Source organism: Desulfopila sp. IMCC35008 (genome assembly GCF_010646885.2).
Taxonomy (GTDB): Bacteria; Desulfobacterota; Desulfobulbia; order Desulfobulbales; family Desulfocapsaceae; genus Desulfopila.
The window spans coordinates 1,100,272-1,116,474 of record NZ_CP050700.1 but is presented as its reverse complement, the minus strand read 5'-3'; the positions used below and the strand labels follow the sequence as shown (position 1 = coordinate 1,116,474).

14 protein-coding genes are annotated in these 16,203 nt (G+C 48.8%); 4 read left to right on the top strand and 10 right to left on the bottom strand.

Annotated features, from left to right (window positions below; all coding sequences use genetic code 11):
• Positions 1-8: 8 nt before the first annotated feature.
• From GA520_RS05055 to argJ, 8 genes are all read right to left on the bottom strand, one after another.
• Positions 9-473, bottom strand: coding sequence for a DUF4177 domain-containing protein (locus GA520_RS05055; RefSeq protein ID WP_163339638.1), 465 nt, complete (start codon positions 471-473; stop codon positions 9-11).
• Positions 474-488: 15 nt separating this feature from the next.
• A complete protein-coding gene (locus GA520_RS05050; protein WP_163339639.1) occupies positions 489-2,240 on the bottom strand; it encodes an MORN repeat-containing protein in 1,752 nt (583 codons plus the stop codon).
• 8 nt (positions 2,241-2,248) lie between these two features.
• A complete protein-coding gene (locus GA520_RS05045; RefSeq protein WP_163339640.1) occupies positions 2,249-3,211 on the bottom strand; it encodes a hypothetical protein in 963 nt (320 codons plus the stop codon).
• A gap of 198 nt (positions 3,212-3,409) precedes the next feature.
• Positions 3,410-4,594, bottom strand: a complete 1,185-nt coding sequence (locus tag GA520_RS05040; RefSeq protein WP_163339641.1) for an MFS transporter — start codon at positions 4,592-4,594, stop codon at positions 3,410-3,412.
• Positions 4,591-5,100 (bottom strand): histidine phosphatase family protein, encoded by a 510-nt coding sequence (locus GA520_RS05035; protein ID WP_163339642.1) that lies wholly within the window; start codon positions 5,098-5,100, stop codon positions 4,591-4,593. Before GA520_RS05035 ends, GA520_RS05040 begins: the two co-directional genes overlap by 4 nt.
• Complete coding sequence (locus GA520_RS05030; protein WP_163339643.1) at positions 5,097-5,843, bottom strand: ParA family protein; 747 nt, start codon at positions 5,841-5,843, stop codon at positions 5,097-5,099. Before GA520_RS05030 ends, GA520_RS05035 begins: the two co-directional genes overlap by 4 nt.
• A complete protein-coding gene (locus GA520_RS05025) occupies positions 5,840-7,417 on the bottom strand; it encodes a CHAD domain-containing protein (RefSeq protein WP_163339644.1) in 1,578 nt (525 codons plus the stop codon). The genes GA520_RS05030 and GA520_RS05025 overlap by 4 nt, the downstream gene beginning before the upstream one ends.
• Positions 7,418-7,426: 9 nt before the next feature.
• On the bottom strand, positions 7,427-8,611 hold the full coding sequence (gene argJ / locus GA520_RS05020) for a bifunctional glutamate N-acetyltransferase/amino-acid acetyltransferase ArgJ (protein ID WP_163339645.1): 1,185 nt from the start codon (positions 8,609-8,611) through the stop codon (positions 7,427-7,429).
• A 286-nt stretch (positions 8,612-8,897) separates the two neighbouring features.
• Between argJ and cls the strand changes: the two genes are divergently transcribed.
• From cls to ppk2, 4 genes are all read left to right on the top strand, one after another.
• The gene (gene cls / locus GA520_RS05015) at positions 8,898-10,397 is read left to right on the top strand and encodes a cardiolipin synthase (RefSeq protein WP_163339646.1); all 1,500 of its coding nucleotides are present in this window, start codon (positions 8,898-8,900) and stop codon (positions 10,395-10,397) included.
• A gap of 2 nt (positions 10,398-10,399) precedes the next feature.
• Positions 10,400-11,143 (top strand): metallophosphoesterase, encoded by a 744-nt coding sequence (locus GA520_RS05010; RefSeq protein WP_163339647.1) that lies wholly within the window; start codon positions 10,400-10,402, stop codon positions 11,141-11,143.
• A 117-nt stretch (positions 11,144-11,260) separates the two neighbouring features.
• Entirely contained in the window at positions 11,261-12,238 is a 978-nt protein-coding gene (locus GA520_RS05005) for a polyphosphate kinase 2 (protein ID WP_163339648.1), read from the top strand.
• Positions 12,239-12,285: 47 nt separating this feature from the next.
• Positions 12,286-13,194 carry a polyphosphate kinase 2 gene (gene ppk2, locus GA520_RS05000; protein ID WP_163339649.1) on the top strand — a complete coding sequence of 303 codons (909 nt, stop codon included), beginning with the start codon at positions 12,286-12,288 and terminating at the stop codon, positions 13,192-13,194.
• A 95-nt stretch (positions 13,195-13,289) separates the two neighbouring features.
• Here the strand turns inward: ppk2 and secA are convergent, their stop codons facing one another.
• Both secA and GA520_RS04990 read right to left on the bottom strand, forming a co-directional pair.
• Positions 13,290-15,839 carry a preprotein translocase subunit SecA gene (gene secA, locus GA520_RS04995; RefSeq protein WP_163339650.1) on the bottom strand — a complete coding sequence of 850 codons (2,550 nt, stop codon included), beginning with the start codon at positions 15,837-15,839 and terminating at the stop codon, positions 13,290-13,292.
• A gap of 101 nt (positions 15,840-15,940) precedes the next feature.
• The gene (locus tag GA520_RS04990; protein WP_163339651.1) at positions 15,941-16,192 is read right to left on the bottom strand and encodes a hypothetical protein; all 252 of its coding nucleotides are present in this window, start codon (positions 16,190-16,192) and stop codon (positions 15,941-15,943) included.
• Positions 16,193-16,203 lie beyond the last annotated feature (11 nt).

Below are 16,203 nucleotides of genomic sequence, written 5' to 3'. Positions count from 1 at the left end.
CTCGTCAATTACTCGATCCTGATGGAACCGACATCAGGTGCATCATCATCTTCCGGAGAATCATCATCGAGTTCCGTTGTCAATTCAGGCTCCGACTCGACATCTGCATCTTCAACGGCTTCCCACTCCTCAACGATATCGTCTTCAGGTTCTTCAGCAGGTGTTTCCTCTTCCAGTTGTTCATAAACCATGAGTCCCGACTCGCCCTGATCTTCCTCAGACGGAGTGACAGGCATCGTAACGGGAGTTTCCTCCTGCCTTGGCGTATATGGTTTGGTTTGCAACTCTTCGAGCAAAGGCTGCTTGAAAACACCTACAATCCCATCCCGGGTATCCAGCATGGAGATAAGCTCCCACCCGGCCTTACCAAATTCATTCAGAATTTCTTCCATTTCGGACTCATCAAGGAAGACCCCCCCCAGCAATCCGTCCTTCTTCATCTCAAAATGAATAGTTTTATAACTCCAGCGCACGACTACCTCTTTTGGTTACCGTTTCTCAACCAGTCTATCATCCTTGAACAGACCACTGAATACCCTTCCGTCAGCCAGTTTCAGGGTGCCCTCGCCGTTTCGCTTGCCCCCTCTGAAACCTCCTTCAAACCGACTACCGTCAGAAGAAATCAGTATACCGTGGCCATGCGGCAGGTCATCCTTGAAGTCACCCTTGTAGACGGTGGAATCATTATATGTGAGGGTTCCCTTGCCATTAAAGCTGCCATCAGCAAAATCGCCTGTATAGGCACTGCCGTCGGCAAAATGATAGGTTCCCTTCCCGTTGAATTGGTCGTCCTCGAAGTTCCCCGAGTAACGGGTGGAATCCGGGTAGACCAGAACCCCTTCTCCATATTTCACACCATTCATGAAGTGGCCTTTATATTCTCGTCTGTCACTATATTTAAGGGTTCCGGTTCCGTCATACTTACCACCCTTAAAGGTACCTTCATAACTGTCGCCATTGGGATGCTGCAGCAGTCCTTGACCCTGCAACAACCCATTGCGGACCTCACCTGAATAAATGGACCCGTCCTGCAACAATATCTGGATGGTACCGTCAACCGGTTTCCCGGTACCGTCGTCATAGCAGATCTTGCTTCCCTGGAACGTATAGCGGTTATATTTCCCTGGTTTTGGCGGGTTCACCCGGTATTGATCAACCGTCTGGGCCACACCATTACTGACCTGGCCGACATGATCATCAAGTGGCCTGCCACCAACAAAGGTACCGCTGAAATCGGTGCCGTCCGCATACGTAATATGTCCCTGCCCTTCCATTATATCGTCCCGGAACTCCCCCGTATATATGGATTGGTCGGCAAAGGTGTAGGTTCCGATACCGCTCCGTTTCCCCATGGAAAAATGTCCTTCGTAACGGCTGCCATCACTGTACTCGATGATACCGTTGCCATCACGCAGGTCATCGGCAAAATCGCCCGTATATTTGCTCTGGTCGGCCATGGTGAGGACCCCCTTACCCTGCCGTTTAGAATCAACAAATTCACCCGTATAGCGTGATCCATCCGGATAATTCAAAACACCCTGGCCATTATAGCGGCCGCCCGCAAAAAAGCCCTCATACCTGTATCCTTCCGGGCTTGTGAGTACACCGTATCCATGTCGTTTACCGGCCCTGAAACTTCCAACATAGACGGAACCGTCAGGGTAGATCCGCCTGCCGTCACCGCTCGGTTTACCGTTGACGAAACGCCCTTCGTGGGAAGAACCGTCGGCATAGGTTATCTTGCCGTTCCCATAGATAATATTATTTCTGAAATCGCCGACATATTTCCGGCCATCAGGATAACTAAGGGTGCCACGGCCATGATATTTACCTAGGCTGAATTCCCCCTTGTATTTCAACCCATCATTGTATAATAAGGTTCCCTCGCCCTCGATAACATTCTGCTGGAAGGAGCCCTCATATTTCCGGCCGTCACTTCCTATCAACCGTCCTTCGCCGTGAAATTTCCCCCTGTGGAATTCACCCATGTAGACAGTTCCGTCTGGATATTTCAGTTGCCCTGAGCCCTCGCTTAACCCCTTTTTGAACTCCCCGTCATACTCCCTCCCATCCTCATGGACAAAAAGACCAAAACCGTTGATGCAGTCACCACGCACACAGCCAGCTTCCGCAATAAACGGTGCCGTAAAATACAATAGTGTAAGACCTGCCAGGACAATTATTCGACCCGCGTTCATTCCGCCTCTCCCCGCTCGTAAATAGAGTTCAAGATTATTCATGTAGTTTCTCAAGATGCCCTGGTCGAAACCCGCTCAGGCAATGCTTTTAGTAATCGGACCAAGATAAAGGTGACCACCAGGGAAAAGAGTATCCGCCCCCACAGGATACCACCAAGTCGCCCCCCCATTGCAACCATAATGAGCGTATCTTCAACCAGGCCATGACATAAACCCATCATAGCCATGGAATTAAAAACCTCTGCCCGACTCATTTTTCCGGCTGCAATCTCCCGGATGATGAGAGCGCCGCCGTAGCTAATACCCATCACCATACCAACAACAGTTACGGGGGCCATCTTGCCACTCATCCCGAAAAGGGGTAATACCGGAGTCAGGATTCGTTCCAGCAGCCCTAATACACCAACGGAACGAAGTACGCGCATAATAAGCAATATACAGAAAATAATGAAAATAATCAGGCCAATATTGAGACATTGCTGCAACACCCAGGCCCCCAGACTTAGTTTTTCGGCCGGCACTACAAAGAGAAGGAGCGCAGGCTGTTGCCATATACCCAAGGCGCTACATAACCTGTCGAGAATAAAGCAGTAACAAAGTGCACCGACAACCCGAAGAAGCAGGATAGGGAGAAGCGGTACACCCGACTTTTTGCTGATACTCAACTCGATCGGCAGGGAGTGAGCGATAAGCATTGCCGAACAGAGCACCGTCACCTGGGCAATGTTCAGGTCAAGGGAAGGTGCCAGGGCCGCGAAGACAGCAAGGCCGCCATAAAGCGTCGTCAACATGGCTGTCCCCCAGACCAGCCCCAATTCACCCGGCAACCCAATCAGATTCATCAAAGGGGAAAGCAGGGTTGACAAGGTTGAAATCAGCCCGCATTCCTCCAGTATCTTGGTAATTATAATGACGGGAACCGTGATCTTGATTAATTCCCAACTGGTCAGGATCGTGTCCCTTCCAAGTGATTGCAGATAGGCAACTATCCTGTTTTCCTGCAGCTGTGTCATCTGTTTGTCAACGCCTGTTGCCCTGACCCGTCTTTTTGGGTGTAAATAACTGGCAGATAAGACCCGAACTCTCGTAAACAACAATCGCCGGATTTCGTTTACTCCTGAAATTCATGGCCCTGCAACCATACGGCAAGGACGGGTTATGGGTTATATAAAAATGCTTGCAGTGTCTGCACTGCGGAACCTTTTCTGACATTATCGCCCCTTCATTCCAAAAACAGCCAGCGAAGCCAGGATCATCATCGATCCGGCCACTACAAAACCGTATCCAAGTCTCGACATATCACCGACACCACCTATCAGGGTCGGCAATATTCCCCCGCCGGCAAGAAATGCCAGGGGCAACAAAAACGAGATAGCAGCTCCTTTGTCTTTCCCGTGACCGAGAGACGAAATCTCTGCAAAGCCAACAGGGAAAAAGCAAACGGCAACCATGGCCTGGGCCACAATGAGCACCACCAATGGTAAACCACTTGAGACCCCCAGGGGAACGGTCAACACACCTGCCAGAAACAGGACACCTCCCATAATCTTCCTGTTTCCGAAACGGTCGCCCAACCATCCTCCTGCAATAGGCATAAACACGGAACTAATACGGGATAAAGACACCAGCAGATTTGCCGCTTCCTCCCCCATGCCTTTCTCTGTGACCAGATAGAGGGGTAACAGTGCATATATACCAAGGGTAGAACATATCGCCATCGAAAACATCAGGGTAAGCAGCCAAAAACCGGGTAGCCGAACCATCCGCATAATCAGGCTAAAACCTGGTATGGTCCCGAATCCACAATCCTTTTGGGCCCGCAGGTAATAGAGAGCACCCACAACCATCAAGATGCAGCCAAGTACAACCAGCCCCTGACGCCAGCTGATAAAGGGGAGTGCCGCCCCACAGAGAAGAGGGGTAAGGACAAAAGATAAACTCGGTGCCAATTCGTGTATTGCCATACCTCTGGCCAGATAGCCACTCGGAACCATCCTGCCAATTGTCGCCAGACCAGAGGGAAAATAGAGACCGGCCGTCATGCCGATACCCACAAGACCCAACCTGAGGGTGGTGAAAGAAGTACATGATGCTAGCACCAGCAACATCACACCGGACAAACAAGAGGAAAGCGCAACGGTAGGGGTGTGGCCCAGTCGTGACGAAACATGACCGGACAGCAGAATCGATACAAAATAACCAGCTGAGATAAAGAAGAAAAACGAACCGGAATCGAGATAATCCAGCCCCAGCTCACCACTGACAACAGGCAACAGAGGTGAAAATACAACCCGGGAAGTAAAGTTGAGGAAAAAGATCAGGGCCAGAAACAACAGGGCCCGCAGTACCGTCGCAAATGGCAGTCCGTCCTCCCCACCCGGGGAAGAATCACTCATGCTGTTCCACCCTGCCTGTGTTTTTTGGGATAATCAAAAAAATCCATATCTGCCAGGCCGCCATTCACCATCTGCCAGGAATCACAGTTGAAATGCATGGCAACGATACCTGCAGTCGGTACATTGATAAGAACCTCACCCGTAAAAAATTCTGCGAGTTCTGTCAAAACATAATTATGCCCCACCAAAAAGAGGGTTGTAACATTGGCGGGTGCACCGCGGATTACAGCCATCAGAATATTGATATCAGAAGTATATATATCACCTTTTCTGACAATTTTTTCCACTGGGTAACCAACACCCTGGGCAATGTGTTTCGCTGTCTTCCGTGCCCTTTTGGCCGGGCTTGTGTATATCAGGTCGGGCTCGATACCCATCTGGTGGAGTCTGCCGGCCATAAATGGGGCATCCCTCTTCCCTCTTTTATTTAAAGGTCTGTCGATATCTGCCAAATGAGGCTTGGTCCAGCTTGATTTAGCATGACGTATCAGGATCAATCTCTTCATGTAACCGTGCTCCTGCTCCAGATCTCTGCCCACAGTCGGCTATACTGCATAGCAGCACGGGAAGATTTTGACATCGCCCCTACCGGCTGGCGATAAATACCCATTTTCTCCACCTCTGCCAGATAAGGGATCTGGGTTGACCTGAATATCGGGTACTTGCTGTATTTATCAATCACGTCCCTATGCATGATCTTCCGCGGTTCCACCATGGAGAAAAAGGCATGAAGCCGCCCTTTTTCTGCTCCGACCTTCTTGAACATCTTCAATAACTGCTCTAAAGCAACCAGGGAGAGAGTGGTCGGAATAACCGGGGAGACCACACTATCGGCGGCAACCATGATATTTTCAGAAAGCAGGGTGATATTCGGCGGACAATCGAGAACCAGGACATCATACTCTTCGGCAAAAATGGAAAACAGGCTCCGTAAGGCCTGACGCCGCCTCGCCCCTTCCAGCTTATCGAGAGCCAGGTCAAGGTTACGAAACGAGAAATGGGCTGGCAGCAAATCGAGGTTATCAAAGTCCGTCGCACGGATAAACTCGCCAATCCTGCCATTAAGGAGTTTTTTGCTGCTGAATTTTTTCCTGGGCCGTATACGGAAATAATAGGATGCGGCCCCTTGGGCGTCCATATCGCAGAGCAATACTTTTTTGCCCCTGGTAGAAGCGGTGTAGGAAAGATTTACCGCTGTAGCTGTCTTGCCTACTCCGCCCTTACTGCTGTAGATGGCCAGAGTTTTCATTTCGGCCCTCCCTTTGCCGTTTCCTCATCAGGTTCGGCAAAGATTGATTCAAGCAACTCGATATTCTCAAGGGAAGCAAACCTTTCAAAAGTCTTTTCAAATTTTTCCCGGACCTGTTTCTGTCTGTCCCGCAGGTGGACAATAAGCCCTCCGAGTGCGGCCCCTGCCTGAATCGCCTTATCGTCATCGGCCGAGAGCAATTCCATCTGGGTAGCTAACATCTCAGCCTGGACAGAAAGGTCATTAAAATCGCCAAGATTATTCTGCAGCCGTTTAAGCTGTTTATGATATTTATCCACCGCATCCCTTACAAAAAGTGAGCGGAAGAATTCCAATAAATACCTGAATTTTTTTCCCTCTATCCGCAAGGCATGAAGACTCTTGTCCGGAGACTCCGGGCTGATATGGCCACCATCCCGCAATATCTTCGTAAATCGTTTGCGGATAATCTTGCGTGCTACCATGCGACATGTTTTTTTGCCTGCTGGGTTTAGGTTGTTTTCCGGAAGCTCTTCTAAAAATTGCTTCCACTTCTCCATAAAAACTGCAAACCGTTCCGAGGCCAGGTTTCGACGCAATGCCCGGATACTCTTTTTGCGGCGTATTTCAAGGTCATTAAAAAAATTATCAAGACCTGGATGGAGCAGCAACGGCAACATCTTCCTGAATTCATCTTTTGCCAGCAGATAGACATCGAGATCTCGTGTCGGCCCGGTGATATTTCCCAACCATTTCAGCTCATCCCGATAAAACTGTAACCCCTCAACATCAAGATACTTTTTCAACAGTGACAGAAGCGATCGGGTTCTGCGTATGGCAACCCGGAGATCATGCAGAAACTCGGAATCAATATCTTCATGTATGCCGGGTAATGTCTGCAACATCGTCTCCCTCAATTGCAAACAGATATCGCGCACCACCTCATCGACAGTCTCTTGGCTGTCAAGGCTTACCTCAAATTTTGAGTTCGTCACTTGCGGATCGACCCCATACAGGGCCAGGGCTTCTTCAACATAAGTAGAGCCAGAATCCCATTCAACCAAGCCAATATCATTAAGCAAACCGCATATTGATCGCATTGGTTTCGGGTATCCCCTCAAAGGTTCAACCATCAGTATATTCTGCAAATCAAACGATTGATCATGTCCCTGCCTGGAGATACGTGAGCGTACCAAGATCAGCCGCAGGACGATCTTTTCATCCTTGTTCAGCAACTGAAACTGTTCTGTGACACGGTCCATTCCAAATTGCTCCTGCAAGGCCCGTACTTCCATGACTGGTTGGAGAATATTCTGCAATTCGCCCGTCTCCAGATCCCACCAGAAAGGGTAGTTCTTTCTCGATCCGTTCCCTTTGGCGATCTCCCTCCCGACACCATCTTCCAGGCTGTATGTTGCCCGTTTGCGGCAGAGGCAGTGCCCCTTTTGAAAAAGGCGCCAGTCATACGTATCAAGGCAGGAATAGCGGCCCTCCTCTGCACCCACTTCTTCTAGCAGGTAAAGAGCACCTATCTTCTCGAACAGGGGTTCCGTCTCAAAATCCGCCGGTACCAGAAAAATTCGAGTATCTGCCATGTTTTCTTCCTACGATCTGTAATCCGCATTAATCTTGACATAATCAACGGAGAAATCACTGGTATAGATCTCCTCGCAACCACTCCCCTCCTTCAGATCGATACTGACAGTAAAATTTTTCTTCTTCAATACCTCGCCTGCCCTTGACTCCGCATCCTTACTCACCGCAACACCGTTTTTGACGATGACCACATCATTAAAGGCCATATCAACCGTTTCCGGGTTAAATCGGACCCCTGACCGACCCATGGCGGCAATTATCCGCCCCCAGTTTGCATCTTCACCAAAAAATGCGGTTTTCACCAGGGCAGAGTTGGCAATGGTTCGGGCCATCTGCTCGGCATCTTCCTCTTCCTTCGCTCCGCACACCCTTACTGTAATACATTTGGTGGCACCTTCACCATCGGATACTATCATGAGCGCCAACTCCTTGAGTATGGACTCCAGTGCATCCTCAAAGATCTGCCTGTTTTCCTCCGCCTCTTCATCAATCCACGGATTATCAGCATTGCCATTGGCCATTACCAGTACCATATCATTGGTACTGGTATCGCCATCGATAGTGATCCTGTTAAAGGTACGCTGCACACTGTTGATCAGGCTGGTGTGCAACTCCGGAAAACCAATCTGGGCATCAGTGATAACAAAAGAAAGCATGGTCGCCATGTTAGGCATTATCATACCTGCCCCCTTGGCCATGCCCATCAGCTCAACCTTCTTGCCACCAATCTCAATGGTTCGGCACACGACCTTCGGTACAGTATCCGTCGTCATTATTGCCTGAGCCACATCGTCAAAGTTATCCGGCCCAAGATTTTCGACCAGTTGCCTTATATTATCTTCAAAGGCCTTGACGTTCAGTTGCTCACCGATCACCCCGGTGGATGAGAGTTGAATCATTTCATCCGGAATACCGAGTGTTTCGGACAGTAGCTCACTGGTACGCATTGCTGCGGCCGTTCCTTCCTTGCCAGTACATGCATTGGCACAACCGCTGTTGACCAGGATCGCCTGGGCATGCCCCTGTTTCAGCCTCTCTATGTCGAGGACTACAGGAGCAGCTTTCACCTGATTGGTAGTAAAAACACCTGCCGTCACGGCCGGTTTCTCACTATAGATGAGCCCCAGATCCAGTCGATCCGCATAGCGGATACCCGCTGCAATCGCAGAAGTCAAAAAACCTTTCACTCCCATATTTTCCTTTCCTTACCCTGTTGTATTCAATAATAATCGCATCAATGCATCCGAAATAAAAAGTAGCAACTGTATAATTAACTTACCAGATAGCCTGCTTCCCTAATACCCACTGTGCCAGCGCCAACAACACAGTACACTGGCCATATGACATACAGTCTAGCATTTAACGATCCGATTGTGCTAGTCTAAAAGCAAACACTTGCAATAAGTCAATATTACTTTAAAATTCATTTAATAGTTTATTTATACATCCTTGCTCCCTCGTACACCAGGTGATTGCATCGTGGAAACAAGCGGCTCGAGCTATTCGATATTTTCAACGATTTTTCTGATTACCGACCTTCTGATCCGAATCGGCCTTTCAACACGGGTCATCATGCGGCGCAGATCCTATGGGGTATCTTTTGCCTGGCTTATCGTCATCCTTCTTTTTCCTATATTCGGCGCATTCATATACCTGTTGTTCGGTGAGAACAGGATTTCAGACAGACGAGCCGCACGCATCAAGGATTCCTCTGCACACTACCAGCACTGGCTGGAAACACTGGAGGGAAGAGCCCCGGTAAACTGGCAGGGGTATAACATCGAATGCCGCCCACTACATAACCTGGCCCGTCGCCTGACCGGCTTACCGGCCATGGACGGTAACCAACTTGAACTGCTTGACACATCGGATACCATCATCACCTCAATCATAAACGACATTGATCAGGCCCAATCCACCTGTCACCTGCAGTTTTATATCTGGGAAGAAGGCGGGCAGGTGGACCGTGTAACTGATGCCCTGATGGGTGCTGCCGAACGTGGAGTCACCTGCCGATTACTTCTTGACGACCTTGGCAGCAGGTCTTTTCTGGCGAGCCCGACAGCCAAAAAGATGCAAGAGGCAGGTATCCGCATCCAGACCGCCCTGCCCGCTGGTCTTATCAAGGTTTTCCGGGCCAGGATAGATATCCGTAATCACCGCAAAGTCGTCATCATTGACGGGAAAATAGCCTATACGGGTAGCCAGAACATGGCGGACCCGAGATTCTTTAAGAAAGGTACGGGAGTCGGCAGCTGGGTAGATGTCATGGTGCGCATCCGTGGGCCTGTGGTCGAGACTCTCGCAGGCACCTTCATAAGCGACTGGTTCCTTGAAACAAACAGCGACCGTTTTGAGATGCGCTCCCTGCTCGAAGACATCGATACAGTACGCCGAATCGCTGACATCCACAGTCCCCCCTTAGAAGGAGACGTTGCTGTTCAAGTCGTTCCTTCAGGACCCGGTTTTGCACCCGATGCAATCCACTCCATGTTGTTGACAACCATCTATGCTGCCCGTAAACAGCTGATCCTTACGACACCCTATTTTATCCCCGACGAGGCGTTGCTGGCCGCACTTGAATCTGCAGCCTTCCGCGGTGTGGAGGTAACAATTATCATACCGGCCAAAAACGACTCAAAGCTGGCGGAATATGGTGCCAGGGCACGGTTTGAGAAACTATGTGAGGCAGGGGTGAAAATCTACCGTTTCCAGGATGGATTCCTCCACTCAAAAACTATTACTGTCGATGGGGATTTCGCCATGTTTGGCTCAGTCAATCTCGACATGCGAAGTTTCTGGCTCAATTTCGAGACAACCCTTGTTATATACGACCGGGATGTATGCCGGGATATACAAACAATACAGCTACGCTACATTGCCTCCTCAAGTCGACTTGACATCGATACATTCTCCCAGCGTTCCGTTTTCGAGAAATTCAAGGAGAACGCGGTACTCCTGATAGGGCCTCTGTTATAATCATGGAAATACTGCTCATCTCAGACATCCACGGCAATTATCCGGCTCTGGAGGCGGTTGCCCAACGTCTGGAGCCCTCCGCCTTCGACCACATCATCAACTGCGGCGACTCTCTAGTCTATGGCCCGTTTCCCAACAAAACACTCAACTGGCTGCAACAGCACAGGGCAATTTCCATACTTGGCAACACCGACAAGAAGGTTATCAAACTACTCAGTGGCAAAACCTTTAAGAAACCATCCAAACCTGAAAAACTGATTATGTACCGGGTCTGTGCAAATCAACTCAGCATGAAAAACAGTTCATATATCGGCTCTCTGCCCATCAAGGCTTCACTTGATCTTCCCTGGAAAATAGATGGGAGCAGCTACCATTCATCAACCATCGGGATCTTCCACGGCAGCCCTGCCAGACCCCACGAATTCCTGTTCGACACCACCGAACAGAATCGGTTTGAAGATCTAGCCCGGGAGTATCCGTATAGGGTGATCGTCACCGGACACTCCCATACACCCTACCATCTAAGCGTGGGACAAACACATTTTATCAATCCCGGCTCCGTCGGCAGGATGTTTGACGGCGATCCAGCGGCAAGCTGTGCCGTCCTGGAAGTGTCTGCCAACTCAATTGAGGTACGCCATTTCAGAATTCCCTACAATATCGATGCCGTCATTTCAGGTTTGCGGAAACACCAGCTACCTCAGATCTATGAGGATATGTTTAAAACAGGCCGAAAGCTGAATTGATTGATTGCAATAGATTATATTTTCACCTATCATATTAAGTAAATAGACACAGATCCCCAACACATTCCTAACGAATACCTAATAATCACGTCCACGTTTTTAACGGAGTTGTAACTAATGGTAGCCAAGAAGTCAAAAACAGTGCCCAACGATTCCTTCGAATATGATCGCACCACTACCTCTGTTATTAGAGAACTGGTGAGAAACCGGGACTCGAAACTCAAAAAACAGACACCTTCCGATATCAGCCAGGCCATCGCCTCCGTTCTCACCGACAGCCACAAGGAAGAGATCGTCGAAGCAGCCCTGCTGAAGTATTATTATGCCGAGGAGCTCAAACCGTACCAGGCAGAACTCATAAAAATGCAGCACCACCTGGAACGAACCGGTAAGAAAATGATCATTCTTTTCGACGGGCGCGATGCATCCGGTAAAGGAGGGACCATCCGAAGGGTAACCCGGTACATGAACGAAAAGCGTTATCGTGTTGTCGCCCTGGGAAAACCCAACGAGATCCAGCGCACTGAGCTGCATATTAAAAGATATATTGAACAATTTCCCCACGCAGGTGAAATTGTCCTCTTTGACCGTAGCTGGTACAATAGGGCCATGGTGGAACCGATCATGGGATTCTGTTCGGACGCACAGTACAAGCGGTTCTTAAAAAAAGTAAACAGTTACGAGGAAAACTTTATCCTTGATGCTGGCAAAACCATCCTGCTCAAACTCTATTTTTCTGTTTCCAAAGATGAGCAGGCCAGGAGGTTCGAACGACGCAAAAACGATCCATTACGCCAATGGAAACTGAGCGAGGTGGATCTCCAGGCTCAGGAGTTGTGGGACGAGTTTACCGAGAAAAAAAGAATCCTTTTACAGAAGACCCACACCGAGAATTCAAGATGGTGGGTCGTCCGCTCAGACAATAAACATCTCGCCCGTCGTGAGACGATGAAACTCATCCTCAACTCGATACGCTATGTCGGACGATCAAGAACTCTCAACTTTGACGTGGACCCGGACGTAGTTATCCCTGGCAATATTGAGCTTAAAAAAATGATGCAGGAGAAGAAAAAATTTGGTTCCCCACTTAGATAGACCAAGAACGCATAGCCTCATAAAGATAACCAGACAAGGAGAATAGTATGGCCAAAAAAAATCAGAAGAAAGACAATTCCGAGTCTGCCAAGGAGATGCGCTTACTGGAAGGAACGGCTGCAAAAAATCGAAACACGAAGGAAGGCAATAATAAGACGGCTGTCTGGATCAAAAACAGCCACCTTAAGTATGAGATAGAATTAAAGAAGCTGCAGATTGAACTGATGAAACTGCAGAACACCATGAAGGAGACCGGAGAGCGAGTTCTCGCTATTTTTGAAGGACGGGATGCGGCCGGTAAGGGGGGCACCATCAAAAGGATAACCGCCCATCTCAATCCTCGAAATACCCGGGTAGTCGCCCTTGCCAAACCGAACGAAACTGAATCAAGCCAGTGGTACTTTCAACGCTATGTCGACCACCTGCCGTCAGCTGGTGAATTTGTAATATTCGATCGAAGCTGGTATAACCGGGCCATGGTGGAGCCAGTTATGGAATTCTGTACAGATGAGCAGAATAAGAGGTTTTTAAAAGATGTCCCGATGCTTGAAGAAATGCTGGCGAAGGACGGCATCCGACTTTTTAAATTTTATTTCTCCGTTTCCAAAGATGTCCAGAAAGAACGGTTTGAATCACGAAAAACCGATCCGTTAAAACAGTACAAACTCTCTCCCGTCGACAATCTTGCCCAGGACTACTGGAATCAATATTCGATACGCAAATTCCAGATGCTGACAGAAACCAACCGGACCATCGCCCCCTGGACCATTATCCGCTCTGACAATAAAAAGATGGCCCGCATTAACTGCATGAAATTCATCCTTTCATCCATGGAATATGACAATAAGGCACCCGCCGATGAACTCGAACCAAACAATGAGGTTATTATCTCAGGCATTGAAGAAATTCGGCATATGGAAGAAATGCTGATGCACCCGGAGAAATTGCGGGGCTAGAAGTATGGTGTCGGAATGAAACAACAAAGGCGGTAAGAAGCAACACCCTCACCGCCTTTTAACTTATGACAAACAGGGATTGGTAACGACCCTAATCAGCTTGTCTTACCGCAGCACCTTTTGTATTTCTTTCCTGAGCCACATGGACAGGCAGCATTACGACCGATTTTATCCCCGTCACGTTTGACGGTTTTGTCCTCCTCAAGCTCTTTGCCGGAGGCAGCTTTGTTCATGGCCAATTCCTGTTCTTTTTTACGGCGACGCTCTTCCTCAAGCTTCTCCACATCATCTTCCTGCATGATCCGCACCCGCATCAGGTTGGAAACGACCTGGTTTTTAATCCCCTCCATCAAGCCATTGAACAGTTCGAACCCTTCCCGTTTATACTCATTCAGCGGGTTCTTCTGCCCATAGCCGCGGAGTCCGATTCCTTCTTTCAGGTGATCCATTGAGAGCAGATGATCTTTCCAGCTTGCATCAACTATCTGCAGCAGAAGAATTTTTTCGATCTGACGTTGATTTTCCAACCCATTTCGTTTTTCCTGATCCGCATAGGCCTGTCGGGCAAACTCGGTTGTCATGGCATGCAGATCCTCTTCGTTCAGATCAGCCCTCTTGTCCTCTTCGACGGTACGGTCAATATTGAAAGCCTCTATGAGCCGCTCACGGTACCCGTCCCAGTCCCATTCCTCAGAATCAACACGATCCTGATAATATTCGGAAACAATAGTTGCGACCGTATCACCTATCATATCCTGTACCACACCGGCCACATCATCGTTTTCGAGTATCTCACGACGTTGCTGGTAAATCACTTCACGTTGCTTGTTCATGACGTCATCATACTCAAGCAAGTGCTTTCTGATATCGAAGTTATGCCCCTCAACCTTTCGCTGGGCATTTTCAATGGCCTTGGAGATCATGGAATGCTCAATCGGCTCATCTTCTTCCATACCGAGTTTGTTCATAATACCGGAAATCCGATCGGAACCGAAGATCCGCAACAGATCATCTTCAAGCGAGAGAAAGAATCTTGAAGATCCGGGGTCTCCCTGGCGGCCTGCACGGCCACGAAGCTGGTTATCAATACGGCGAGATTCGTGTCGGGAGGTACCGAGAATATGCAGACCGCCTGCCTCGACAACACCCTCGCCTAATTTAATGTCTGTACCTCTACCGGCCATATTGGTGGCAATTGTCACCTTGCCTCTTTGACCGGCATTGGCAATAATTTCCGCCTCACGTTCATGGTGTTTAGCGTTTAAAACCTCATGAGCAATCTTCTCTTTTTTAAGCATACCGGCAATCTTTTCGGAGACATCAATTGAGATCGTACCAACCAGAACTGGTCGCCCTGCTTCATACATATCCTTAATTTCACGAACAACAGCCCGATATTTTGCCGCCTCGTTTTTGTAGATAACGTCGGCATAATCATCACGAACCATGGGCATATTGGTAGGCATCACCACCACGTCCAAATCGTAAATTTTCTTAAATTCAGGAGCCTCCGTATCGGCCGTACCAGTCATACCCGCCAGCTTGTCATACATCCGGAAGTAGTTCTGAAAAGTGATCGAGGCCATGGTCTGATTCTCTCGCTCAATCTTGACGCCTTCCTTTGCCTCCAGAGCCTGGTGCAGCCCATCCGAATAACGGCGGCCCTCCATGGTACGACCGGTAAACTCATCGACGATCACAACCTGACCGTTGTTGACAATATAATCGACATCCCTTTTGAACAAGGTGTGCGCTTTCATCGCCTGATTGAGGTGATGCAGATGTTCGATATTGGAAGGGTCGTAGAGGTTCTCCACTTTAAGCATTTCTTCACCGAGGGCGATACCCTCATCGGTAAGACTGACCTGCCTGGCCTTTTCATCAATTACGTAATGCTCACCTTCCTTGAATCTCGGGATGATACGATTGACATTACCGTACAGCTCTGTAGAGATATCGGCGGGTCCGGAGATGATGAGCGGTGTTCTCGCTTCATCTATAAGAATGGAATCCACCTCATCGACGATGGCAAAATTAAATCCACGCTGGCAGAAATCTTCCAGCTCAAATTTCATGTTGTCTCGCAGATAGTCAAAACCGAGTTCATTATTGGTCGCATACGTTACGTCTGCGCCATAGGCCTCTTGACGTTCTTTATCGTCCATACCATGAACGATTTTGCCTACTGTCATCCCGAGAAACTCGTAAACCTGACCCATCCACTCAGCATCACGTTTTGCCAGGTAATCGTTGACCGTTACAACATGGACGCCCTTACCTGTTATCGCATTGAGGTAAACGGCCAGGGTCGAGGTAAGGGTCTTTCCCTCGCCAGTTTTCATCTCAGCGATTTTACCCTGATGCAGTATCACACCACCGACCAGCTGAACATCATAGTGACGCTCACCCAATACCCGCTTCGCCCCCTCACGGACGACTGCAAAAGCCTCGGGAAGCAGCTCATCGAGTGTTTCACCTTTCTCATACCGCTCTCTGAACTCCACCGTCTTGGCTGCCAGTTCCTCGTCCGAGAGGGGCTGAATAGAATTTTCCAGTTCATTGATCCGCTGGACAATGGGATTTATCTGTTTGAGAACCCGGTCGTTTTTACTTCCGAACACCTTGGTAAGAACTTTTCCGATCATGATATGTGGTCACGTGTAATGGTTACAGTATTAGTGGGATATCTTCGTTTCGTACAACCCAGAAAACAGCAACAGGTTGAAACCTTTCTTCAGACCAATCACTATTTTTTAAAAATCTTCTTGTGTGCTTCGGCCTCGATATGGGGAACGTTTTTAGCTGAACCACTCGCGGATGCCTGCTTTTCAATGCCCCTGTCTTGTATCGGGGGAAGCAGCATTGTCTGCCCTGCCCAGACACCTAACAGAAACATCCATAAAAAAATACAGAAGCAAACCACTCCCACACCGAGGACTCCACTTCGGGTGAGCTCGAACTTAATCTTCTTTACCGGTGGCTTTCGCCGTGTGGCCATGGAATGCTCCG

Excerpts from the sequence above, each read along its gene's own strand:
- GA520_RS05040 (WP_163339641.1), bottom strand. The coding sequence starts at position 4,594 with ATGAGTGATTCTTCCCCGGGTGGGGAGGACGGACTGCCATTTGCGACG.
- ppk2 (WP_163339649.1), top strand. The coding sequence starts at position 12,286 with ATGGCCAAAAAAAATCAGAAGAAAGACAATTCCGAGTCTGCCAAGGAG.
- GA520_RS05045 (WP_163339640.1), bottom strand. The coding sequence starts at position 3,211 with ATGACACAGCTGCAGGAAAACAGGATAGTTGCCTATCTGCAATCACTT.
- secA (WP_163339650.1), bottom strand. The coding sequence starts at position 15,839 with ATGATCGGAAAAGTTCTTACCAAGGTGTTCGGAAGTAAAAACGACCGG.
- GA520_RS04990 (WP_163339651.1), bottom strand. The coding sequence starts at position 16,192 with ATGGCCACACGGCGAAAGCCACCGGTAAAGAAGATTAAGTTCGAGCTC.
- GA520_RS05025 (WP_163339644.1), bottom strand. The coding sequence starts at position 7,417 with ATGGCAGATACTCGAATTTTTCTGGTACCGGCGGATTTTGAGACGGAA.
- GA520_RS05050 (WP_163339639.1), bottom strand. The coding sequence starts at position 2,240 with ATGAATAATCTTGAACTCTATTTACGAGCGGGGAGAGGCGGAATGAAC.
- GA520_RS05035 (WP_163339642.1), bottom strand. The coding sequence starts at position 5,100 with ATGAAGAGATTGATCCTGATACGTCATGCTAAATCAAGCTGGACCAAG.
- GA520_RS05010 (WP_163339647.1), top strand. The coding sequence starts at position 10,400 with ATGGAAATACTGCTCATCTCAGACATCCACGGCAATTATCCGGCTCTG.
- GA520_RS05030 (WP_163339643.1), bottom strand. The coding sequence starts at position 5,843 with ATGAAAACTCTGGCCATCTACAGCAGTAAGGGCGGAGTAGGCAAGACA.
- GA520_RS05005 (WP_163339648.1), top strand. The coding sequence starts at position 11,261 with ATGGTAGCCAAGAAGTCAAAAACAGTGCCCAACGATTCCTTCGAATAT.
- argJ (WP_163339645.1), bottom strand. The coding sequence starts at position 8,611 with ATGGGAGTGAAAGGTTTTTTGACTTCTGCGATTGCAGCGGGTATCCGC.